This window comes from Pantoea rwandensis, assembly GCF_002095475.1.
Taxonomy (GTDB): Bacteria; Pseudomonadota; Gammaproteobacteria; order Enterobacterales; family Enterobacteriaceae; genus Pantoea; species Pantoea rwandensis.
Genome location: NZ_MLFR01000039.1, coordinates 1 through 19,240 on the forward strand (window position 1 = coordinate 1; position 19,240 = coordinate 19,240).

30 protein-coding genes and 1 tRNA gene are annotated in these 19,240 nt (G+C 49.1%); 17 read left to right on the top strand and 14 right to left on the bottom strand.

Features of this window, described 5'->3' with window-relative positions:
• Window positions 1–109: 109 nt before the first annotated feature.
• The 12 genes from HA51_RS24185 to HA51_RS24230 all read right to left on the bottom strand — a co-directional run bounded on the left by HA51_RS24185 (window position 110) and on the right by HA51_RS24230 (window position 7,539).
• A complete protein-coding gene (locus HA51_RS24185) occupies window positions 110–1,132 on the bottom strand; it encodes a tyrosine-type recombinase/integrase (protein WP_084937806.1) in 1,023 nt (340 codons plus the stop codon).
• Window positions 1,132–1,356 carry a DUF4224 domain-containing protein gene (locus HA51_RS24190; protein WP_084937808.1) on the bottom strand — a complete coding sequence of 75 codons (225 nt, stop codon included), beginning with the start codon at window positions 1,354–1,356 and terminating at the stop codon, window positions 1,132–1,134. Before HA51_RS24190 ends, HA51_RS24185 begins: the two co-directional genes overlap by 1 nt.
• A gap of 51 nt (window positions 1,357–1,407) precedes the next feature.
• Window positions 1,408–1,743 carry a hypothetical protein gene (locus HA51_RS24195; RefSeq protein ID WP_084937810.1) on the bottom strand — a complete coding sequence of 112 codons (336 nt, stop codon included), beginning with the start codon at window positions 1,741–1,743 and terminating at the stop codon, window positions 1,408–1,410.
• Window positions 1,743–1,907, bottom strand: coding sequence for a hypothetical protein (locus HA51_RS27240; RefSeq protein ID WP_169718799.1), 165 nt, complete (start codon window positions 1,905–1,907; stop codon window positions 1,743–1,745). Before HA51_RS27240 ends, HA51_RS24195 begins: the two co-directional genes overlap by 1 nt.
• Window positions 1,904–2,290 (bottom strand): hypothetical protein, encoded by a 387-nt coding sequence (locus HA51_RS24200; RefSeq protein ID WP_084937813.1) that lies wholly within the window; start codon window positions 2,288–2,290, stop codon window positions 1,904–1,906. The genes HA51_RS27240 and HA51_RS24200 overlap by 4 nt, the downstream gene beginning before the upstream one ends.
• Window positions 2,287–3,039 (bottom strand): DNA cytosine methyltransferase, encoded by a 753-nt coding sequence (locus HA51_RS24205; RefSeq protein WP_084937816.1) that lies wholly within the window; start codon window positions 3,037–3,039, stop codon window positions 2,287–2,289. Before HA51_RS24205 ends, HA51_RS24200 begins: the two co-directional genes overlap by 4 nt.
• Entirely contained in the window at window positions 3,036–3,758 is a 723-nt protein-coding gene (locus HA51_RS24210) for a hypothetical protein (protein ID WP_084937819.1), read from the bottom strand. The genes HA51_RS24205 and HA51_RS24210 overlap by 4 nt, the downstream gene beginning before the upstream one ends.
• Window positions 3,755–4,003 carry a DUF7446 family protein gene (locus HA51_RS24215; RefSeq protein WP_084937822.1) on the bottom strand — a complete coding sequence of 83 codons (249 nt, stop codon included), beginning with the start codon at window positions 4,001–4,003 and terminating at the stop codon, window positions 3,755–3,757. The genes HA51_RS24210 and HA51_RS24215 overlap by 4 nt, the downstream gene beginning before the upstream one ends.
• Window positions 4,000–4,605 carry a hypothetical protein gene (locus HA51_RS27760; RefSeq protein WP_084937824.1) on the bottom strand — a complete coding sequence of 202 codons (606 nt, stop codon included), beginning with the start codon at window positions 4,603–4,605 and terminating at the stop codon, window positions 4,000–4,002. Before HA51_RS27760 ends, HA51_RS24215 begins: the two co-directional genes overlap by 4 nt.
• On the bottom strand, window positions 4,598–4,771 hold the full coding sequence (locus tag HA51_RS27045; protein ID WP_139810730.1) for a DUF1317 family protein: 174 nt from the start codon (window positions 4,769–4,771) through the stop codon (window positions 4,598–4,600). The genes HA51_RS27760 and HA51_RS27045 overlap by 8 nt, the downstream gene beginning before the upstream one ends.
• Before the next feature lies 1 nt (window position 4,772).
• Entirely contained in the window at window positions 4,773–5,579 is an 807-nt protein-coding gene (locus tag HA51_RS24225) for a hypothetical protein (protein WP_084937827.1), read from the bottom strand.
• A gap of 1,273 nt (window positions 5,580–6,852) precedes the next feature.
• A complete protein-coding gene (locus HA51_RS24230; protein ID WP_139810731.1) occupies window positions 6,853–7,539 on the bottom strand; it encodes a LexA family protein in 687 nt (228 codons plus the stop codon).
• 99 nt (window positions 7,540–7,638) lie between these two features.
• Between HA51_RS24230 and HA51_RS24235 the strand changes: the two genes are divergently transcribed.
• The 9 genes from HA51_RS24235 (at window position 7,639) to HA51_RS24275 (ending at window position 13,331) form a co-directional block, all read left to right on the top strand.
• On the top strand, window positions 7,639–7,881 hold the full coding sequence (locus HA51_RS24235) for a Cro/Cl family transcriptional regulator (protein ID WP_084937831.1): 243 nt from the start codon (window positions 7,639–7,641) through the stop codon (window positions 7,879–7,881).
• Window positions 7,882–7,906: 25 nt separating this feature from the next.
• On the top strand, window positions 7,907–8,440 hold the full coding sequence (locus HA51_RS24240) for a YmfL family putative regulatory protein (RefSeq protein WP_084937833.1): 534 nt from the start codon (window positions 7,907–7,909) through the stop codon (window positions 8,438–8,440).
• 267 nt (window positions 8,441–8,707) lie between these two features.
• A complete protein-coding gene (locus HA51_RS24245; RefSeq protein WP_084937919.1) occupies window positions 8,708–8,917 on the top strand; it encodes a DUF4222 domain-containing protein in 210 nt (69 codons plus the stop codon).
• Entirely contained in the window at window positions 8,880–9,752 is an 873-nt protein-coding gene (locus tag HA51_RS24250) for a conserved phage C-terminal domain-containing protein (RefSeq protein WP_084937836.1), read from the top strand. Before HA51_RS24245 ends, HA51_RS24250 begins: the two co-directional genes overlap by 38 nt.
• A 2-nt stretch (window positions 9,753–9,754) precedes the next feature.
• The gene (locus HA51_RS24255; protein ID WP_084937839.1) at window positions 9,755–10,165 is read left to right on the top strand and encodes a hypothetical protein; all 411 of its coding nucleotides are present in this window, start codon (window positions 9,755–9,757) and stop codon (window positions 10,163–10,165) included.
• A gap of 112 nt (window positions 10,166–10,277) precedes the next feature.
• Complete coding sequence (locus HA51_RS24260) at window positions 10,278–11,582, top strand: ParB/RepB/Spo0J family partition protein (protein WP_084937844.1); 1,305 nt, start codon at window positions 10,278–10,280, stop codon at window positions 11,580–11,582.
• Window positions 11,579–11,944 (top strand): RusA family crossover junction endodeoxyribonuclease, encoded by a 366-nt coding sequence (locus HA51_RS24265; protein WP_084937845.1) that lies wholly within the window; start codon window positions 11,579–11,581, stop codon window positions 11,942–11,944. The genes HA51_RS24260 and HA51_RS24265 overlap by 4 nt, the downstream gene beginning before the upstream one ends.
• Entirely contained in the window at window positions 11,941–12,945 is a 1,005-nt protein-coding gene (locus HA51_RS24270; RefSeq protein ID WP_084937847.1) for a DUF968 domain-containing protein, read from the top strand. Before HA51_RS24265 ends, HA51_RS24270 begins: the two co-directional genes overlap by 4 nt.
• A 23-nt stretch (window positions 12,946–12,968) precedes the next feature.
• The gene (locus HA51_RS24275; RefSeq protein ID WP_084937851.1) at window positions 12,969–13,331 is read left to right on the top strand and encodes an antiterminator Q family protein; all 363 of its coding nucleotides are present in this window, start codon (window positions 12,969–12,971) and stop codon (window positions 13,329–13,331) included.
• A 16-nt stretch (window positions 13,332–13,347) separates the two neighbouring features.
• Here HA51_RS24275 and HA51_RS24280 read toward each other — a convergent pair whose 3' ends face one another.
• Both HA51_RS24280 and HA51_RS24285 read right to left on the bottom strand, forming a co-directional pair.
• Window positions 13,348–13,860, bottom strand: coding sequence for a hypothetical protein (locus tag HA51_RS24280; RefSeq protein WP_084937853.1), 513 nt, complete (start codon window positions 13,858–13,860; stop codon window positions 13,348–13,350).
• Window positions 13,861–13,878: 18 nt separating this feature from the next.
• Window positions 13,879–14,961, bottom strand: coding sequence for a hypothetical protein (locus HA51_RS24285; RefSeq protein ID WP_084937856.1), 1,083 nt, complete (start codon window positions 14,959–14,961; stop codon window positions 13,879–13,881).
• Between the two features lie 268 nt (window positions 14,962–15,229).
• On the opposite strand from HA51_RS24285, the gene HA51_RS24290 reads away from it, so the two are divergent.
• The 8 genes from HA51_RS24290 to HA51_RS24325 all read left to right on the top strand — a co-directional run bounded on the left by HA51_RS24290 (window position 15,230) and on the right by HA51_RS24325 (window position 19,238).
• A tRNA-Arg gene (locus tag HA51_RS24290) sits at window positions 15,230–15,305 on the top strand.
• Between the two features lie 235 nt (window positions 15,306–15,540).
• On the top strand, window positions 15,541–15,792 hold the full coding sequence (locus HA51_RS24295) for a phage holin (RefSeq protein ID WP_245840263.1): 252 nt from the start codon (window positions 15,541–15,543) through the stop codon (window positions 15,790–15,792).
• Between the two features lie 2 nt (window positions 15,793–15,794).
• A complete protein-coding gene (locus HA51_RS24300) occupies window positions 15,795–16,298 on the top strand; it encodes a lysozyme (protein ID WP_084937859.1) in 504 nt (167 codons plus the stop codon).
• On the top strand, window positions 16,288–16,755 hold the full coding sequence (locus HA51_RS24305) for a lysis protein (protein ID WP_084937862.1): 468 nt from the start codon (window positions 16,288–16,290) through the stop codon (window positions 16,753–16,755). Before HA51_RS24300 ends, HA51_RS24305 begins: the two co-directional genes overlap by 11 nt.
• A 21-nt stretch (window positions 16,756–16,776) precedes the next feature.
• A complete protein-coding gene (locus tag HA51_RS24310; RefSeq protein WP_084937865.1) occupies window positions 16,777–16,965 on the top strand; it encodes a hypothetical protein in 189 nt (62 codons plus the stop codon).
• A 35-nt stretch (window positions 16,966–17,000) separates the two neighbouring features.
• On the top strand, window positions 17,001–17,249 hold the full coding sequence (locus HA51_RS24315) for a hypothetical protein (protein WP_084937868.1): 249 nt from the start codon (window positions 17,001–17,003) through the stop codon (window positions 17,247–17,249).
• A gap of 80 nt (window positions 17,250–17,329) precedes the next feature.
• Entirely contained in the window at window positions 17,330–17,635 is a 306-nt protein-coding gene (locus HA51_RS24320; protein ID WP_084937871.1) for a hypothetical protein, read from the top strand.
• A gap of 145 nt (window positions 17,636–17,780) precedes the next feature.
• A complete protein-coding gene (locus tag HA51_RS24325; RefSeq protein WP_084937873.1) occupies window positions 17,781–19,238 on the top strand; it encodes a glycosyltransferase family 2 protein in 1,458 nt (485 codons plus the stop codon).
• The last annotated feature ends 2 nt before the right edge of the window (window positions 19,239–19,240 follow it).

Consider the following 19,240-nt stretch of genomic DNA (forward strand, 5'->3'; position numbering starts at 1 on the left):
CAGCAGTAAATAAAAACGAATTAAAACAAAGCAATATAAGCAATGTCGTAACCGCCCAAGGGCGGTTTTTTCGTTCCCGCAATTTATTTCCTAATATCACTTCCTAATATCAGATGCTCTTTTTCTGCCCACCGACTACCGGAACTACCACAATCTTGCGGTCGTATGCTGCGGTTTGTTCGACGTTCTTATGCCCGGTGATGGCTCTCTTCTCATAAAGATCACCCTCTAGGTCAGACACACCTTTTGCTTTCAGATCGTGGAAGGTGAAATCAAAAAGCAGCTCAGGGAATTTAATGCGAGCCTCTTCACGCGCAGCACTCCAGCGGCTGTTAAATCCATCGCGCGTATAGCCCGAACCGTTCGGCTGGTGGATGATGAAAATACTGCTCATGCCCGGCTTAAGGTTTAAATCTCCCGCCATGTTAATTACAGCGGTGAGGCGAGGGGACCAGCCTTTAATTTGCGCTACGCTTGTTTTGCTCTGCTTAATCAAAATACCTTCTTCCATGATTTGACTCTTTTTCATGGAAAGCACATCTGCCTGACGAGCACAGCATAAATAAGCCAACTCCATTGCCACCTTCACAATATCCGGCGCACAAGAATACAGTGCCTGATACTCCGCATCCGTGACGTAGCGGTCGCGAGACTCCTCTTTAAATTTCTTCACGCCTTTAGTGGGATTACCCTTCACCATGCCGCGCTCATATCCCCAACGATACATACGGGACATAAACGCTTTCTCACGGTTAGCCTGGACACGGCTTTTCAAGCCTCGCTTGTCCATGTACTTCCTTACGTGCTCAGGCTTGATCGCATCAGAAGGCATGGCACCAAAGACAGATAGAACATTTTTGGAATACTTGAGGTAGTCCTTCTGCGTTTCCCGCGCCAGCTCAAAGAAATCAGCCGATTTAAAGAAACGGTCAGCCAGCGATGCTAAAAGCTTATCATCGGGTATCTCGTTTATCAGCGCTTCATACGCTGCCCATACTTTTGACTGAACGGCGTCGAGACTGCACAGGCGAATTGCACCGCCGTTCTTAGGGTGGAACTCATAGGCAGAACGCCCCCGATAAACTCGCGGGGGCATCCATGCGTCTTCAGTGTTTTTTCTTGTTCGTGCCATTAATCCAGAGCGCCAAAGTTTGGTTCATGGGTTTCCTGCTCAGCTACTTTGCGATGGGTAATCGGATCGTTAAAGTGCTGCCAGGTAGTTCTTGGACGGCCATCACGTCTCACAACGAAGAAGATGCCAGCCTGTTTAAGGCAATGGCATTGCTTTGATGGAATTTTGTAGCCAGTTAATTTCTCGATGTCAGCATCAGAAATTATGTCGTTCTGCATAGCCATGTCTTACCTCCACGCTGGCCTGCTGCAACAGGCGATAACTACCGTGACATGTCACGGCTTAAGTTTGGTTTCGTGCCACCCAAGGCGGCACCAACACGCATCTTCTTTTCTAAAGCAGCAATCCTGCACAGGCAGTGAATCACCGCACTTACCACACTGACGTTTACTCATGGACTTAAAGAGGCTGCGCTTACGAGCATCGTCCTGTCGAATAAGCAGAGAGATGTACTCAGCCAAATCGTAGGGTTCACGACCTGGACGACGAGCGGCGCAGCTGTCAGCCAGCATTGCGAGTTCCTGAGCATCGAGCACCAGTTCAACCTTAGTTTCACCGGCAGCGGCCTGACGTGCCCGCTGCGCTGCTTTGCGTTCTGCTGGTGTAGCCATTACTTAATCTCCGGGTTGGCTTCCAGTGCCTTTTTCAGATTGAGTAAACACTTCAGCTTTACCTTTTTAGCGCCTGCCTCGATTGCTTTCGCGGGTTTACCGAACACCAGGCAAATCAGAAATGCAGGCAACAGGACGGTCCATACATACCGGGTCTTGTTCACGGTGCCTCCGGCGCTGATGAGTCGAAGTGCTCGATGGCTTTTGCCCAAATCTCCTTGATGGTGGTCCAGTCAACAGGAATGCTATTAATCCAGCGACCTTCACCGCTGCAATCATCACAGCCTTCGCCAAAGCGCTCATGGCATACGAGGTTATATTCGAGGTTAAACTCTCCTATGAGTGCAGCCTTTGCGCCGTTCTCAGCAGTTAAAGATCGCGGTACCGCAACGAACCCATCTGGCAACTTGTAACGCTGGCTTACAGGTTGGGCATCAAGCTTCTCAAGCACCCATTTTTCACAAGCATCCATAACCTTCTGGTCAGCAGCGCCAGCGTCAACTAGGCGGTAAGTTATTTCGTGCGCCATCTTTTGGTTATTGTTCATTGGTTGGCTCCTCCAAGGATATTGAATGCTGTTGCTGCCACCCGCGGAACTTGTCCATTTCCAAGGGCTTTAAGTCTGTCCATCCCGAAGGCCACATCATTAGCCACTCGGCGTAGCTTGGGCATACATTCAGGCCAGGCACTTCCTCTCCGCCAGCTTCCAGATGTTGCCACCCAAGATAATCCTCCAGGTTGTACCGGTGCTCTCCCGTCCTGGCTCTGATCCATGCAATCCCATGACTTCCCATGCTCGCCCTTGGGGTAGGCAACAAGCCAGATTCGGTCCCGACTATGGGTCGCTCCGCACTCTGATGCTGAAATACAACACCACTCAGCATCAAACCCCATTTGGGCAAGGTCACCGAGGACCATGGCAAGACCTCTTCCCACAAGCAGAGGTGAGTTCTCCAGCAAGACATGGCCGGGTCGAACCTCACCGATGATTCTTGCCATTTGCTTCCAAAGTCCTGATCGCTCTCCGTCGATTCCAGCGCCTTTGCCGGCACCGGAAATGTCCTGGCAGGGAAAGCCGCCAGAAATGACATCAATAACTCCACGCCATGGGTTTCCGTCAAAGCTGCACACATCAGACCAAATCGGGAAAGCTCTGAGTGCTCCATCGTTTTGTCGTTGCGCCAGAATTTGTGCGGCGTAGGCATCACGCTCAACGGCGCAAACTGTTCGCCATCCAAGGAGGTGCCCGCCGAGTATTCCGCCGCCAGCGCCTGCGAAAAGAGCCAGCTCATTCATTGACCCTCCACGCGCTTAAACTCGATCACCCACACCCACGGGTTAGCCTGCCAGCTTTCCTCTCCGTAGATGGATTGCCATAGTTTGCTGTAAGCTGTAATTGGATAGCGCGACCACTCATGCCATGGCCAACCGCAATCATCGGTTCCAGGTAATCCGTCACGATCAGGGATGCCATATTTATATGTGCTCCCGTCTTTGCTTATTTCTGACAAACCTTCAGCTATAGCGTCATGCTCATTGATACTATTCAACCGCTCCACACGAACGCCGGTAATCTCCAGCGTTATGCGGGAAGCCCAGCGCGGCATGTGGATGGATGGGCGCGAACGCCAGAAATCTTCACGTGTGCGTTGTGTGGGCCTTTTGACACCATCAGCTGGATAAAGCACCTGTTTGTCACTGACGAAATAAGAATCTTCAGGGTCGTATCCCCCACCTTCCCAGTGGCCGTGCTCGAAAAAGTTCTCACGCACCCACAGGCGATAACCTACTGCACCGAACGGGCATTTAATCGGACGCTCACTGCCTGATTTATCAAACGACCCTTCATTAAAGGTGTGCATTGGCATCCATGAGCCATCAGCCTGCTGGTGGAGTTCAAACTGAGTGTCAGCTGTGCGCATACTTGGCACGATAACCCGGCGCGTCTGCGTCTTCCTGCCTTCCAGAACTGCACGAACCATTTCGCTGTTAAAGATGATTGGGCGCTCTTTCATGACTTAGCCTCCTTGATGTCAGCCCGCAGATGCAGTTCAGTGCCGTCAGAAAGTTTGAATACCTTGACGTCATCACTGTTCATAAGGTGGATTGCGGCGGCATAAAGCACTTGGCCTGTCACATCTTCTTTATTGCCAACAAACTGACGTGAATCAGGAGCAGCACCTTTTACAGCCTTGCTGCGCCCGGCAAAAATGACATTGGTAAGAGGGCTTACGCCGATGGTTAACGGGTTTGCCATCATTCACCTTCCTTAGCAGAATCGGCGGTGAATGATGGCTTAATGAATTCACTAACAACACCGCTGCCTTCATCAGGATAATCGGCAGTTGCTATGTTAAGACCGTAAGTTTTTGTGCCATCACCATGGTCTATCTCTCCAACCCACAGGATTCCATCAGTAAATTCTCCGAACACATGATCGCCATCGCCACAGTGGAAACAGATAGCTTCCATCGCATTGGCTGGTAGGCACATTTGCTGCGGAACCAGCGCATAACCTTCAGGTATGACATCCGCTCGTAGCGAGTTGAGGAAGTCATCAGTGGCTGGCATGTTACCTGTTGCGCTCATTGCCGCCAGAATGGCGCGGACACCATCCGAACCAACCTCTTCGCAAATAGCATCAGTGTTGGAACCAACCACATCGCAGAACACCTGGACCGCTTTGCGAGCAACCGTGCTTTCCACTGCCATCGCCTTGTTACATGCATCCATTACATCAAGGCGATTCGCAAGTTCGGTGACCATCTTTGCGATCACGATGATTGGCGTGTCCATGCTCATAGCAGCAGCGAATGCGTGACCAGCTTTCACCAGCTCTTTGTTTGATTGTTGGTTAGTCATGCTGGTTGTCCTTCAGGTTCTGCTCACGAAGGTGAAGCCGTTCAGCGATTCTCTGCACTAACAGAGGGTTCTTTTCGACACGCCCGCCGCAATACCAGCCTTTTAGGGTCTGGTTGTAGGGCAGGGTGATATTGCCGACACGGATGTCGTCGTTAGGCTTTTCCATTTCAGCGCTCCTTCTCGTAATAGATGTCGTCCGCATCCGTTGAGTCGAGCAACAAGAAACTGCCACCGTAATAAAGTGCTCCAACCAACTTTTCGAATTTGGTTCGGAATTGAACTGGCTTCTTACCGAGTACATCGCTGTATTCCAGCTTTCCGTTATGAAGGGAATAAACAGGAAATCCATCATGCTCAGCATGTGAACTCTTTCTGTTTTCATCGCGTTCACTTTTACGATAAAAGCCAAGATAGGTTTCGCACTGGTAAGCACGATCCTTTGCTTTGCTGACCGAAAATCGACTCAATGAACTAGAAGGCTCTTCTTTCTCAAAGCCTATGTAGAAGAAACCATCACGGTCATCTTCAATGACTACCTCAGGACGTTCCCAGCCGTCCTCTGCCGCTTCATCTTGATATTGTTCGCAGTAAGCTGACCAGAGGACAGATGCTTTTATGTACTTAGGCGTTTGGTCTTCTTTAACGAATTGATAGACCAGTGACTGCATTTGAGTGACTAAATTTTCAGAAATAGCATTTGCCTCCCATTGCTCTGCCATTTCTCGGGCAAGCAGGAGGTTATAGCGAGGCAGGTCAACCATTTCGCTAATGTTGGAGGGTAGCGCAGACTCCAAAGCCTTTTGCACGCTGTCAGGAAATTTCCCCCACTTGAAAGTGTCCTTTATTGCCTTTTCATAGAGGCTTTTAACATGCTCTTTGACCATGCTGTTAAATTCATCAGACTCCTCAAAGGCGGCACAATGTTTTGAAATTGCTACGGCCAAGCTGTTTGCGATATTTCCTTCGTTGCTCATGACGTACTCCACGCTGTTTTTAAGTTGCACGAATCCTTGCCGTTGATGGCAATAAATCACTGAGGGATTCATAAAATTGGCTGACAGGTTCTGCAAAACCTGTAGCCGGGTAACTCCACGCTCTGAAAGGTATTGCGGTGCCGGGTGCCTCCCGGTGCTCAGGCCGAACTGACAAGGTCCAGAGCGGTGACTTTAGACTTGAAGCACCAACTGACCGCATGAAAGTTGGTATCAGTTCACCGCGAGCGCATAGACGCATTCACCACAATGGTTGAGAGCGCTGCCTGAGAAGGATAATTGCGTCAGGTGCACTAACCGCAACCATCAACACTCTCACCATTGTGTGCTCGTCTTTCCGAGCCGTCAGTCGTCTACTTCCGAACTGTCACTGCCGTCGAGAGTGCTGGCATCTCACCGTTTTTACAGTTGGACGTCTGCCTGAGCTTTTTAAGCCATCGGCGGGCTGTTGTGTTCACAGGCCTATGCGATTCCCCGCTGTTCCATGGGTTCTTGTAGGCCATATTGGCACTCGGTGCCGAACTGTTCCGCATTACCTGAATCTCCACAACGAAAAGAGCACTACCGCGTTTTGCCGCCCCATCCTGGCTCTTGGTACTGCAACGGCTGCGAAATAGATTTTTCATGCCAGCGCTCTTTTCGTTGTGTGCCGGGCTTCCACCGACTCCCATCTGTTTTTTAAGTCACTCAGATATCGTCTGGCCTTGCTAGTCTTTCCCAGCTGTTACTGTATGAGTGTGCACACAGACACTGACCGATTACGGATGGATCAACCCTCCGGTTGTAGTGGCCGGCACTGATTTCCGGTATTCCGTTGGCGCTTAGCAGGGAACCAACGGCACAACTCGCTTCGCTTCACGTCCACGTGCCACGTATCAGCCTACGCATTCACCACAACGTTGAGAGCACTTAGCGCTCTAATGGCGCGCCAGAGTACGCCCACCAAATGCTCTCAACGTTGTGAAAAAGGAGCGGTTACTCCGGTCGAACCTTATCTTCACACTCCTGAAGGGTGAAAGCCCCGGAGCAACCGCCTAAGTGAATCAATATCTCTACACAGCTTTTCACAACACACGGCATCTATCCGATGGGTTAAATATACTTTCGAGTATATTGCGTGTAAATACTCAAAGGTAAATTAATTGTACTTTTGAGTATATGAGGTTGGTTTTTATGAGATTAAATTTTTTGACGGTGGGGTATAGGTAATAAAAAACCCGGCGCGGTGGCCGGGTTAGGGTAGGAATCATCAAATCTATGGCAGGTTGGTAACCTTGGCATCAACAACAACACCAATGATCCGGCAGTTGCCATTGATTTCTGTCATCGGATACTGCGGGTTTAGTGGCTTGAGGAACTTTCGCCCTGCATCGATTACAAGCTTTTTGAATGTTGCCTCATTCTCACTATCGAGCTTTGCCACAACAAGCTTTCCATTCCTGGCCTCAACTTCAGGGTCGATCAGGATAGCCATTCCCTCTGGAATGCTTAGCCCGGCAGGAGCTGTCATTGAATCACCCTTCACATCAAGCCAGAACGCGCTTTCAGAGCAATCAACAGTTGTTTCATACCAGCGATCAATGCTTTTGCGGTGATAAGGTTCTACAGCTTCCATCCATTGTCCTGCGCTAACCCAGCTGATCACTGGGAAACTTCCCTTTGGTTCATTCAAGCCTGCAAATGAGACATTCGATTCTGATTTTTTTGCTAATCCATCCATCCAGCCCCGACTGAGCTTTAAGGCATCCTCAATCTGTCGCGCTGACTGCTCACCAATATTTCGTTTATTGGCCTTGCCAGAAGGGTAAAGCATGCGAGAAACGACAGTCGCGTCGAGTCCTGCCGCCTCAGCAAATTTCCTTTGTGTCTCATATCCATCAACCAACTCCTGCAGCTTTTGTCTGCGGATTTCGAAGATGTCGTTATTGGCTTCGATTTTCATACCCGAATCATACGAAAATTACTCACAGGTAAATGACTCTCAGGTATTGAATAAAATATACTTACGGGTATACTCATTTAATCAACCACAGGAGGCTTCATGGAAACGTTAAGAGCGTATCTAAACGGCCTTGCGTTGGGTAAACAACGAGACTTCGCTGCCAGTTGCGAAACCTCTCTTGAGTACCTGCGCAAAGCAATCAGTAAAGGCCAAAAGCTTGGCCCGGCGTTATCGGTTCTTATTGAAATTAACTCAGCAGGTGCTGTCAGCAGGAAGAATCTTCACCCGGAAGACTGGATGAAAATTTGGCCTGAATTGAATTCTAAAGCCACCGCAGCATAGCGGTAACTACAACAGGGAATTAGAAATGGTAGACACCATCAACATAGCAATCCGCCTGATGTGCAAAGCACACCCACAGGGTCGTTTGGGCATGGCTTCTGACATGGGCATGACCATCGATCAGTTCCATAACCATCTGTACCGCAAGTGCGGCAGTCGCTTTTTCACCATGGATGAGCTGCAGCAAATGGAAGACCTGTCTAATAGCAATCACCTGGCTGAGTACTTCGCTAACCGCCGCGGCTTAACGCTGGTGGACATTGCTTCAGTGCAGAACGTGGACAAGGTGGACTTGTTCGACATCGAGATGCGCTCAAACGCAGCAGCTGGCCAACTGGCAATTGCCAAGCAGGAAGCAGCAGCTGATGGCGTCATCGACAAGCAGGAACTTAAAAAACTCTCTGGTTTGTTCCAGCAAAAGATGCGTCACCAGATGCACGGCTTCTTTGGATTCCTGGCTTTGTATGGCGCAAGCGTCTCAGAACACAACGTGGATATGTTCATGGCTAACCGCAAGGTGGAAGTAGCCGGGATGCAGGTCCAGTCAGCGGAGGTATGAAGTGATTTTATCAAGTGAGGTTGAACGCCCCGGATTGCAGCCGAGGCGTTCGGCATCGTCAAATCGTCCAGCGTGGAGAAACAACGATATGTCAAGCATAAAGCATACAAGACCAGTCTTGCAATTCCGTTGTCGCGTGGAGGTTAGCGGCATTCGGTATGAGCAAATCATACCTGGCGCTGGTGGGGTGAACAACTACCACTCAGTGGATCATCTGGTAGTGGGCACTGCATGGAATGACTTTTACCGTAAACCGGAGGCCGAGCAATGCGCACCGTTGACCGATGGTTCACTGACAGACGAGGCATTCCCGTCCGTGTTATCCGCTGGGAGCCAGAATCCAGCAGGGTTATCTACCTTCGGACCGGTTATGAACATGGTGAGTGCTTCTGTCCTCTCATCCAGTTCCAGCGCGACTTTCGGGGAATAGAGGCACCGCATGAGTTTACTTCTGAAGGTGAAACCACTGGTAGTTAGCCCTGTGCTGGCCTGCCGTATCGGTCTCAATGAAGCGATTGTGCTTCAGCAGATTTGCTACTGGCTGGAGGACACCACATCAGGCGTCGAGCATGAAGGCCGCCGCTGGGTATACAACACCATTGAAGACTGGAATGAGCAATTTCCATGGTGGTCATCAGACACGGTTAGGCGCGCTCTGACCTCTCTTAAAAAGAGCGGACTTATCTACGTTGAGCAACTTAAAAAGAAGCAGCATGACCGCACTAATTTTTACGCAATTAACCACGCAAACCCACTGTTGACCGATGAGGGCAATTTGCACTCATCGAAGGATGCAAGTTGCACTCTTCGAACAGGGCAAGTTGCACCAATCGAAAAGGGCAATCTGCTCTCGTCGATGGGGGCAAATTGCACCGATCTTACAGAGAATACAACAGAGAATACTACAGAGATTACAACTAAAGACCTTTGTCCGGTTTCTGCGAAACCCGACGCTGAACAGGATGAATTCAAGGTTCTTGAGCATCTGAATCGTGCAGCAGGCCTGCGATTCCAGAAGTCTCGCTCATCACTTGGCCCAATCCGTGGACGCCTGGCTGAAGATTTCACGGCTGATGAGCTGATCCTCGCTGTTGATTACACCATCGCCAAGTGGTCTGACGATGCCAAGATGCGCGACTACGTGCGCCCGGAAACGATTTTCCGTCAGGGCAAGTTCCCCGCGTACCTCGGCTCAGCTCAGGCATGGGAGCGCGCTGGCCGCCCGCCATGCGTCAAAGGCAAGTGGCAGCGCGACACCACGCAGGTGGCGAGCATGGATTACCAGATTCCAGAAGGATTCAAGGGGGGTTAACCATGAACACACAGTCCTTAATCATCATTCATCTGATGAATCACCCTGAACAGACGCCAGCGCAAATCGCAGCAGCCATTGGTCGAACTGCCAACACAGTGAAAACCGTACTCCCTGCAATGGTTGCTGTTGGTGATGTCTGGCGAGATGCCGAGGCTAAGTACTCCACCGCAGAAGCAGCTGGCATTGGTGATGAACAGTATCTGTCACTTTGTGATGTGGCTTACCGACTGCAGGAACGCTGCCTGTGGAACAGAGCCGCTAATGTCTGGCATGAAGCTCAGAAATGCACGGTAAAGCCCGGACTTCGTGAGAAGGCCAGAATCAAAGGGATGGTATGTGTCGAAATGGCGCGCCTAAAAGACCCAAGACCAGAGGCTGACCCACTTCTTGGAAGGAGTTACAGCCGATGAAAGTGATTAAAGCGCATTTCTTGCGCAACTCAGAATTCTACATCGGCGCGCGAATTTCGATTCTGGCGACCATCAGTTTGACTATTTATCTGGCGTGGGAGTTTCACAAAGCATGAGCAATTTAAATCAGGTCTATAAAAACAAAGACAACAGCAACACCGATATCACCGTTCGCAAAACCCATCTACTGGGTGTTGATGAGCTTTATATCGAACCGGGCTACAACGTCCGCGACATCGATCAGACCCACGTCGAAGAATTCCGGGATGCGTTCATTGCCGGTGAGCACGTTCCACCTCTGACCGTTCAGGTGACAGAGCAGGGCGTGAAGATTATCGACGGTCACCACCGCTGGCATGGCGCGAAGCTGGCACAAGCAGCAGGCTACGATATCCGTCTGGAGTGCAAAGATTTCGTTGGTAGCGAAGCAGACCGCATCGCTTTCATGGTAACCAGCAGTCAGGGCCGGGCACTAGAGCCACTGGAACGCGCCGTTGCATATCAGCGCCTGATTAATCAGGGCTGGGAGCCTGCCGAAATTGCCAAGAAGGTTAAGCGTTCTACAGCTGATGTGGATCATCACCTTCAGTTGCTGACCGCTGGCGATGGGTTAATCGCAATGGTTAAGTCTGGTGAAGTCGCGGCATCAACCGCAGTTGCCATGGTTCGTGAGCACGGAGCGAAAGCTGAGACTGTTGCCAAAACTCAACTGCAGAAGGCTAAAGCCAGCGGCAAGAAGAAACTCACCCTGAATGATGCGATGCCGCAGTTCAGCGCCGCCAAGATGCGTGAGTTGCTTGAACTGGTTGCAAAACACTGTGAGGTGGATTTCGCCGAAGAGACATTCGCGATCACCCTGGACTTCTCCAGCGACTTCGAAGCGCTTAAGGCTATGCAGATTATCAAAGAAGCCCGTGAGCACTTTGCATCAGAAGCTAAATCTGACGATATCGCCATTCATGAAACCCATTTACCGCTGAGCCGTGAGGGCATTCAGGAGCAAAGCGGGATTGAAGTGCTGGCCTGTGCAGTTGCCGCGTTCGGCGACAAATCGAGCTACACACATACCGAATCGAAATACGCTCACACCTGGGCTGCCGATAGCGTTGCCAATCCTGAGTTTCTGGTAATCCCTGCTGAGACAGTTGATAAAGCCGTTTCATTCATCACCAAGCATGCTGCCCGCGTTGAGATTACTGGCTGGGTTTCGGAGAAGTATCAGGGCGACCCACAACTCGATGACGTAATCGAGCGATTCGCGGACGTCCTGTCAGAAACCGATATGCCGCTCGATTTGGTTCTGGCACTGTTGGACAACATCGATATCGAATGTGGTTACAACATCCGAGAACTGCGCAAAGAAGTCAGCAACCGCCTATCCCGCGTTGCAGTTCCTGACAGTGAGGAGACTGAATGAAATTAACTCTGCCATTCCCTCCATCCGTAAACACTTACTGGAGAAATACCAGTAAGGGAGTATTAATCAGCGCCTCCGGGCGCTCTTTCCGATCCAACGCTATTGGCGACATCATGCAGCAACTTAGGCGCGCACCTAAGCCGATAACAGTGGACGTAGAGGTATCGATAATCCTGTACCCTCCATCCCGCCAGTCACGCGACCTTGATAACTACCTGAAGGCGCTATTCGACAGCATGACACACGCCGGAATTTGGCTGGATGACAAGCAGGTGAAGAGATTCACTGTAGAGTGGGGCGAAGTCGTCAAAGGCGGAAAGTCAGAAGTGACGATCAGTGAATATCAGGCGGTGGCCGCATGAGGGCTATTCTCACTCCAGACGTTGCGAACAACACCGGCATTGTTCTGTTGAAGCCGGGACGCAATCTTATGCCGATGTTCCGGGAGCGCGTTCTTGTCTGCACAATCCCCCGTGACATGTCACACCTCCCATCGGGCTTAATAAACGACAGCAGCCAGCCATTACTGGATGAGCCAACGCTTAAATCATTCTTCTCTGACCCCAAGGTGATCAATGCCGCTGGTGGATGGGAAATACATGATGCGTGGGTTCAAAGAATTGGCTGCTGCCAGTATCAGGAAAAAGATTCTTATCACCACCACGATTACAATACCCTGCGGACCGATTCCGGCTCACTTTGCCTGTGTTATGCCTGTGACAATTACTGTCACTCAAACGGCCTACCTGGTATCCTGGAAGCGGTCGCGGCTGGGAACCTTGCGCGGTGGGTAATTGAGTCAGCATGCATCCAGATGGGGTTAGGAGCGGACCATCAGATGACGTTGCCAGAACTGTGCTGGTGGGCCTGTCTGAATGGCGTGATTGACCTGATACCAGAGACACATGCCCGTACCGTTCTGCGTCTGCCAAAGTCACTGCCCGAAACCGGGCCAATACCAGAAGCTTTTATCAAACCGGAACCCTCGGCGCAGGAGGTGATTCAGGAAGTGGCAGAGGTGGTTAAGCAGGTGCTGACCATCGGTATCGACCCCGAATCACCACAGTCATACATGGCGCGACCAAAGCGCCTGCGCTGGATTAACGAGAAGTACACGCGGTGGGTCAAGACGCAGCCATGCGCCTGTTGCGGAAAGCCAGCAGACGACCCGCATCACATAATCGGACACGGACAAGGGGGAATGGGAACGAAGGCGCATGATTTATTTGTGATACCGCTTTGCAGGGCGCATCACGATGAACTGCACCGGGACATGAGGGCATTTGAAGAAAAATACGGCAGTCAGTTAGAGCTGCTGGTCAGGTTCCTCGATCACTCGATTGCAGTCGGCGTGGTGGGGTAAAGTTAAAGCGTGGAGGAAATTTTATGCGTGACATGTCACAGGTATTAGAACGGTGGGCAGGATGGGCCCGTTCGGATGGAAGCGGCGTCGATTACTCACCAATAGCGGCAGGATTTAAAGGCTTGCTACCACAGGATTCAAAAATGACTCTTTCCTGTACCGATGATGACGGTTTAGTTATCGAATCATGCTTAGCCAAACTCCGCAGTCGACGCCCTGATGAGCATGAGTTAATTGTGCTTCATTATTTTTACAGGATTTCCAAACGCAAGCTTGCTCAACGCGCCAAATGCGATGAGAAGATGATACGTATACAAGTTCAAATGGCTGAAGGATTTTTGGACGGGTGTTTATCATGGTTAGATGTTGAATTAGAATTTGAGTGATATATAAGCGAGGTGGTTAGTCCACCTCTTTATTTGCCTTTTCGAGGATTTCTTTTCTTTTCTTAAGCTCTTCAGACCTGTGTATTAATTTGCTTTTGAATTCCTGTGCCTCATCCATTATGGATTTTATATAGAAAAATGAACACAAGGATGATGTTATAAGGGCGCCTGATAATGAGATGAAGTAAATATAGTTTTCGCTTGAATTAGGGATAGCATAAAACCCTATTGCTACAATCATTGCAGATATCAAATAGTATGTGGCAAGAATAGATAACCTTCTTGTTTTAATTCTTATAATAGGTTTGAGCCTTCTTAACTCATCGCTGCTTAATGATGTGTGTTCATTAGCCTCTGGAACCTTAAAGAGAGCTTGGACACAGTACCCTGATGGAAATAGAAGTAGTGTGAGAAGCACCCATGGCGTAGGAGCCTTGGAGAAATTGATATTTAATGATAGGTAGTAGAAGGCCCAAAAACCGGACAAGAAGGCCAAGAAAAAAAGAAATAGAAATTTCTTAAAACTCATCTTGACCTCCTTTGTGTTTTATTTGCTTTCAATTTCACCTGAGCCAATCTTACCGATTAACCATTTATGCATTCGCAAATATAAATCATTTTCATCAATTAGTCCATTGTTATATTGGACGCTAATGCTTCCTGATAGCTTTAAATCACTACCTTTAATTATCCCGCCACCTTGCAATTCAATTTCTATATCATCGCTTTCAGTATGTCTTAAGCTAGATGCCAACGTATCCATTACACGTTGACCATCATTAGTTGTTTTTCTGAAGTATGTTATTTCAAGATTGACTTGTAAATTAGACTCATCCAATGAATCCTCGAGCCTCAAATTGCTAAACCACTCTTCACCGAACGCAGCTTTAAGAATGCTTCCGCCTTTACCCGTTGGCATAAATCTAACTTTTCTTACTTTCTCTACTTTATTACCAACCTCTGTTTTTACAGGAAGATTAGGTGAATTCATCATTGTTATTTCACCTTTGTCATTCTGGGTTTTAACAGGAACACTACCGAGCGTGATCCTCTTAACTGGAGCCTCGTCCATTTTCCTGATTACTTCAGCAGAAGGCTTATCGCGTAAGAGTAGAGCACTTGAGCTATTAAAAGAATCGCTAAAGCTATGAATTAGCCAACCAAGGTGCGTTTCTAAATCACGTGCTCTAAGGGAGCTTGATTGAACAATCACCATATGATTGCCAAGAACTCCGAAGTAGAGTATTGAATCAATAAACTCTCGCTTAACTTTAACTTTTTCTTCTTCAGTTGGAGTTTCGTCACCTTCAAGCTTTATCTGCTCAGATGTGATGGCGTTTATGTCGTAAAAGTCGACATCATCACTGATCGTCATCAATGCTTGACTCTTTCCTTGTTCGAAAAGAACTAATTGTCCAAATAAAATTGTTTTAAAAGTGTTGCTTCGATTAACTAATCTAAATCCGCTCTGGCTATCAGAAGGGCTAATTTGTTCCCTACGCATGCCTACTTTTGAAGCTGTTCCATCCTCTAAAAGTATTGATTCGAGGATCGATTGGAGGTCCGAAGAGCAGTTAGAAAGCCCTGCCAACTTGTAATGGATAGACTTTTGACGACTAGATTTAATCATTTGAAATCCTTTGTTCACGCCTAAATTGAAAATTTATTGAATTTTCAATTGGTTATAATCTGTTGGTTGTGTCTATTTTATAAATCTGTAAAATTTTTTTAACGATATAGGAAAAAGTCTAAAAAATCACTATCGCGGTCCGCAAAATCATGTGTACTGTGATAAGAGTGGTTAACACGCAGTTCTGCTTATCATCGAGAATCAGTTGCATAAATCGTGAGTGACTCAAGCGCCCGAAGCCTTACCAGCTTCCGGGCGTTTTTTATTTGTGCCATTAGCTCAACGGATAGAGCATCGGAGTTCTAATCCGCTGGTTCGGGGTTCGAATCCCCGATGGCGCGCCAAATCTCAAAATTACGCAGTTTTGCGATTGCGTGAGTTCAGCTTAACCCTGTGCTCGACGGGGCAAGAAACTATCGCGTAATGCGTCAGGGTTTTATTTACAGAGGGTCGCCATAGAGCGGCCTTCTTTCGTTTTTGCGCCCGCCAATCAATTCAAACTTCCCCTTTCACGCTGTGGCGGCGCGCAATTTTTAATTGTGACTACAGACAGCACCGACCGTAACTACGGAGGTGATCGTGAGTATCAACCATATGAGCAAACTAGCATCAGGAGCGGCATACGGCGCGGCTGGTTCAGCTGTGGCAAATGGAGTTTTATCGCGACTGAGCCCGGATGAATGGAGTGCGGTAGGTGTAATAGCCGGTATCGTGCTTGCGCTGATGACGTTTGCCATCAACGCCTATTTCAAGCGCAAAGTTTCACTGGCTCAGATAAGGGCATTAGAACAGCGCGGCTACATCCCAACCGATAAGCTTGGCGAGGAATAACTATGGCTATGTCTGCCAGCTTGCGTAACAAGCTAATTGCAGCGGCAGGTGGTGGGTCAATGCTCATCGCCTCGTTGTTTATCGGTGGTAAAGACGGTGTCGAAGGTCGTGTGTATGAGCCTTATAAAGATGTCGCTGGTGTCTGGACTGTTTGTGACGGACATACTGGCAACGACATTGTGAAAGGCCGCAAGTACACCGACCGCGAATGCGAACGCCTGATGTGGAATGACCTTCAGCCAGTTAAGAAAGCAGTGGATGGTCTGGTGAAGGTTCCACTGGGTGAATATCAGCGCGCCGCGCTCTACAGCTTCACCTATAACGTTGGCACTTCGGCGTTCTCCAAATCAACTCTTCTCAAAAAGCTTAATGCTGGCGATGTGACCGGAGCGTGTGAAGAGATGCGCCGATGGGTATATGCAGGCGGCATGAAGTGGAGAGGATTGCAGAACCGCCGAGATATGGAGCGATCACTTTGCCTTGCGGAAGGTGCTAATGACCTCTAAGGCAAAGGCAATTACCGTTTTCATCGTGGTATGCCTGATCGCTATCGTTTCCGCATCCTCATTAGCGCTTTATTACCGTGGCAATGCCATCGACTACAAAGCGCAGAGAGACACGGCCACAGGCGAGCTAAAGCTGGCGAACGAAACAATCGACGATATGAAGGTGCGTCAGCGTGATGTTGCAGCGCTCGATGCCAAATACACGAAGGAATTAGCAGATGCTAAAGCCAGTCTTGAAGCTCTTCAGCAGTGTGTTAATTCTGGCAAGTGTGGGCTGCGCCTCAACGCAAAATGCCCAACGGGTGACACCACCGGCACCGCCAGCGTGGATGATGCAGCCAGCCCCCGACTTACTGACTCCGCTCAACGGGATTATTTCACCCTCAGAGAGCGAATCGAAATCGCCGGAAAGCAAATAGCCGGATTGCAGCAGTACATCAACGAACAGTGTAAATAACCATTGAACCCGGAGTAATAAATGCCTTCACCGATTATGAAGTATTTTGCATATGAACATCTGCCAGAAAAGTTGCAGGAAGTAAGTAAGCCAATTGGTGACCTTGCCCGCCAAATGGATGAAAGCCTTCCTGATGGCGCTGAGAAATCTGCAGGGCTGCGTAAGCTTCTCGAAGCAAAAGACGCCCTGGTACGTGCCAAGTTGGGCTGAGTGATCATCACAGGGTGCATTTTCGAGTGCATCCGATGATGGAAACTGGAGGTCATATGCGCATAACAGTTTTAGATGATGATCCTGGCATCAGGATTAACCCTGGAATTGAGCGTTATCGCATCACGATTGATGGCGAAGAAGTTAATCGCTGCCTGTCTGCTGATGATGTTGCTGGTGAGGTAATAGAAGTTTCGACTGATGCGGATGGGAACATCGAAATTGAATACGGCGAGGTCAAGACTCGCACGCGTAATGGTGTAGTTACCATTGAGCGAATCTAATCCAGATTATCAGTCAAGAAGTGCTTCACTAGGATTAATCTGAGCGCTAATGTATATCCTCTTTGAAAAAGGAGTTTTACATGGCTATCCATAATGTTTTAAAGACTATATATATCAACAATGACCACGATGAATTTCTTCGTTATGAAATCGTTGGCGATGAGAATGATGATGTTTCCTACGCAATGGCTTTCGTGGAAGTAAAGGTTGAGCATGAAGGGTTTAGTTTTTCCGTCTGGAGTAAACTAGATAACATAACTCTCGACCATTTATCTCCTAAAAGAACTGGATTCCAAACTGAAGTTCGTACTGCGCCATATCCAGGTAAAACTATCTCTTCAGCCATTGATGAGTGCAAAAAGCATCGAGCTCGTTGGAGTCGGTAGCATAAGCCACCTGCGGGTGGCTTTTTATTTTGTGCTGAAAAATGCATTCACTGAGTTCAATTTTCAGCATAAACATAATGAATCATCGGCTGGTGGTCTCACCATGGCCGAGGGTTATATCTATCTAGCCAGCAGGAAATTCTGAATGGAAGTTGTGATTGATGGTGTTCGATACGCGCCAGTGACAAACCGCGCTTCAAATATCGGTATTGCTATCAGCACCCACAACCGCCATGAAGTTTTATCCAAATCACTCGATCACCACCTTAAACACCTGCCAGCCGGTGCGCTGGTGGTTGTGATTGATGACGGGTCATCTAAACCGGTGACAGTACCTGATGGTGTGAAATTAATTCGCTGTGACATGTCACGCGGCATTGTGGCAGCGAAGAATTCCAGCCTTGAGGCTCTGATTGATGCCGGGTGTGAGCATCTGTTTCTGTGGGACGATGACGCATGGCCTGTTGCTGGTGGCTGGGAACGACCATACATCGAATCACCTGAACCACATCTCGCGTATCAGTTTCAGGACTTCGCCACCGGGCAGAAGCTTAACGATATTGCGGTACTTTACCGGGACTACAAACACGTTGCGTATACAGGCCAGCGCGGTGTGATGCTGTATTACCACCGCAGTGCGATTGAGAGTGTTGGCGGTTTCGATCCCATCTATCAGCGCGGCATGTATGAGCACTCCGATTTAGCGATGCGCATTCACAATGCTGGGTTAACCAGTTGGGCATTCGCTGATGTGCTTGGGTCTGACAAGTTGATTTACTCGCTTGATGAGCATCAGGCTGTTGATCGTTCGGTACCTAAACCAGACCGGGAAGCGCAGGTTAAGCACAACGTCACCATCCACAACAAGCGCCGGGATGAAGGTTACACCGGATACGCGGAGTACCGGCAGCAGCGTAACGTGGTGATTACCGCACTACTAACCAGTCAGCCAGACCCGCAACGCGGCAGCAAAATGACTGCATCACCTGACCCGCTGGCTAAGTGGTCGGCATCTCTGCGTGGTTGTGGTCGCATAGTTCTGGCCGATGAGTTAGAGACAGCACCACCTGACGCCGAACTTTTCCGCGTTCCTGATGTGAAGATGAATGTCTACTTCCGGCGCTGGTTGCATATCTGGCAGCACCTACGCGATCACCCTGAATATAACTTCGTCTGGTGCACTGATGGCACTGACGTCGAGATGTTGCGCGAGCCGTGGCATGTGATGGAGCAGGGCAAGATATACGTTGGATCTGAGCCAAAGACTTACGCTGATGCGTGGGCAAAGCAGAATCACCCTGAAGCTATCTATCAGTCGTTTCTCTCTGACCATCAGCATGATGTGATGTTGAACGCCGGGTTACTCGGTGGTTCACGCGCTGACGTGATGGCGATCGCGCATGGCATCGTGCGCATCTACTACCAGATTGAATCCTTGCGCTTCTGGGGCAAAGAGAAGGCCGCTGTTGCCGTTGGCGATATGATCGCTTTCGGCATTGTGGCGCATCGATATGCTGAAAGGCTGGTGACTGGGCCACATATTCACACGGTTTTCAAAACAGATGGTGTTGGTAAGGAGTGCGCTCTTTGGAAGCACAAATAAAG

What these genes read in the sequence shown, in the direction of transcription:
- HA51_RS24185 (WP_084937806.1), bottom strand. Translation starts at nt 1,132, where the DNA reads ATGGCACGAACAAGAAAAAACACTGAAGACGCATGGATGCCCCCGCGA.
- HA51_RS24190 (WP_084937808.1), bottom strand. Translation starts at nt 1,356, where the DNA reads ATGGCTATGCAGAACGACATAATTTCTGATGCTGACATCGAGAAATTA.
- HA51_RS24195 (WP_084937810.1), bottom strand. Translation starts at nt 1,743, where the DNA reads ATGGCTACACCAGCAGAACGCAAAGCAGCGCAGCGGGCACGTCAGGCC.
- HA51_RS24200 (WP_084937813.1), bottom strand. Translation starts at nt 2,290, where the DNA reads ATGAACAATAACCAAAAGATGGCGCACGAAATAACTTACCGCCTAGTT.
- HA51_RS24205 (WP_084937816.1), bottom strand. Translation starts at nt 3,039, where the DNA reads ATGAATGAGCTGGCTCTTTTCGCAGGCGCTGGCGGCGGAATACTCGGC.
- HA51_RS24210 (WP_084937819.1), bottom strand. Translation starts at nt 3,758, where the DNA reads ATGAAAGAGCGCCCAATCATCTTTAACAGCGAAATGGTTCGTGCAGTT.
- HA51_RS24215 (WP_084937822.1), bottom strand. Translation starts at nt 4,003, where the DNA reads ATGATGGCAAACCCGTTAACCATCGGCGTAAGCCCTCTTACCAATGTC.
- HA51_RS27760 (WP_084937824.1), bottom strand. Translation starts at nt 4,605, where the DNA reads ATGACTAACCAACAATCAAACAAAGAGCTGGTGAAAGCTGGTCACGCA.
- HA51_RS27045 (WP_139810730.1), bottom strand. Translation starts at nt 4,771, where the DNA reads ATGGAAAAGCCTAACGACGACATCCGTGTCGGCAATATCACCCTGCCC.
- HA51_RS24225 (WP_084937827.1), bottom strand. Translation starts at nt 5,579, where the DNA reads ATGAGCAACGAAGGAAATATCGCAAACAGCTTGGCCGTAGCAATTTCA.
- HA51_RS24230 (WP_139810731.1), bottom strand. Translation starts at nt 7,539, where the DNA reads ATGAAAATCGAAGCCAATAACGACATCTTCGAAATCCGCAGACAAAAG.
- HA51_RS24235 (WP_084937831.1), top strand. Translation starts at nt 7,639, where the DNA reads ATGGAAACGTTAAGAGCGTATCTAAACGGCCTTGCGTTGGGTAAACAA.
- HA51_RS24240 (WP_084937833.1), top strand. Translation starts at nt 7,907, where the DNA reads ATGGTAGACACCATCAACATAGCAATCCGCCTGATGTGCAAAGCACAC.
- HA51_RS24245 (WP_084937919.1), top strand. Translation starts at nt 8,708, where the DNA reads ATGCGCACCGTTGACCGATGGTTCACTGACAGACGAGGCATTCCCGTC.
- HA51_RS24250 (WP_084937836.1), top strand. Translation starts at nt 8,880, where the DNA reads ATGAGTTTACTTCTGAAGGTGAAACCACTGGTAGTTAGCCCTGTGCTG.
- HA51_RS24255 (WP_084937839.1), top strand. Translation starts at nt 9,755, where the DNA reads ATGAACACACAGTCCTTAATCATCATTCATCTGATGAATCACCCTGAA.
- HA51_RS24260 (WP_084937844.1), top strand. Translation starts at nt 10,278, where the DNA reads ATGAGCAATTTAAATCAGGTCTATAAAAACAAAGACAACAGCAACACC.
- HA51_RS24265 (WP_084937845.1), top strand. Translation starts at nt 11,579, where the DNA reads ATGAAATTAACTCTGCCATTCCCTCCATCCGTAAACACTTACTGGAGA.
- HA51_RS24270 (WP_084937847.1), top strand. Translation starts at nt 11,941, where the DNA reads ATGAGGGCTATTCTCACTCCAGACGTTGCGAACAACACCGGCATTGTT.
- HA51_RS24275 (WP_084937851.1), top strand. Translation starts at nt 12,969, where the DNA reads ATGCGTGACATGTCACAGGTATTAGAACGGTGGGCAGGATGGGCCCGT.
- HA51_RS24280 (WP_084937853.1), bottom strand. Translation starts at nt 13,860, where the DNA reads ATGAGTTTTAAGAAATTTCTATTTCTTTTTTTCTTGGCCTTCTTGTCC.
- HA51_RS24285 (WP_084937856.1), bottom strand. Translation starts at nt 14,961, where the DNA reads ATGATTAAATCTAGTCGTCAAAAGTCTATCCATTACAAGTTGGCAGGG.
- HA51_RS24300 (WP_084937859.1), top strand. Translation starts at nt 15,795, where the DNA reads ATGGCTATGTCTGCCAGCTTGCGTAACAAGCTAATTGCAGCGGCAGGT.
- HA51_RS24305 (WP_084937862.1), top strand. Translation starts at nt 16,288, where the DNA reads ATGACCTCTAAGGCAAAGGCAATTACCGTTTTCATCGTGGTATGCCTG.
- HA51_RS24310 (WP_084937865.1), top strand. Translation starts at nt 16,777, where the DNA reads ATGCCTTCACCGATTATGAAGTATTTTGCATATGAACATCTGCCAGAA.
- HA51_RS24315 (WP_084937868.1), top strand. Translation starts at nt 17,001, where the DNA reads ATGATGGAAACTGGAGGTCATATGCGCATAACAGTTTTAGATGATGAT.
- HA51_RS24320 (WP_084937871.1), top strand. Translation starts at nt 17,330, where the DNA reads ATGGCTATCCATAATGTTTTAAAGACTATATATATCAACAATGACCAC.
- HA51_RS24325 (WP_084937873.1), top strand. Translation starts at nt 17,781, where the DNA reads ATGGAAGTTGTGATTGATGGTGTTCGATACGCGCCAGTGACAAACCGC.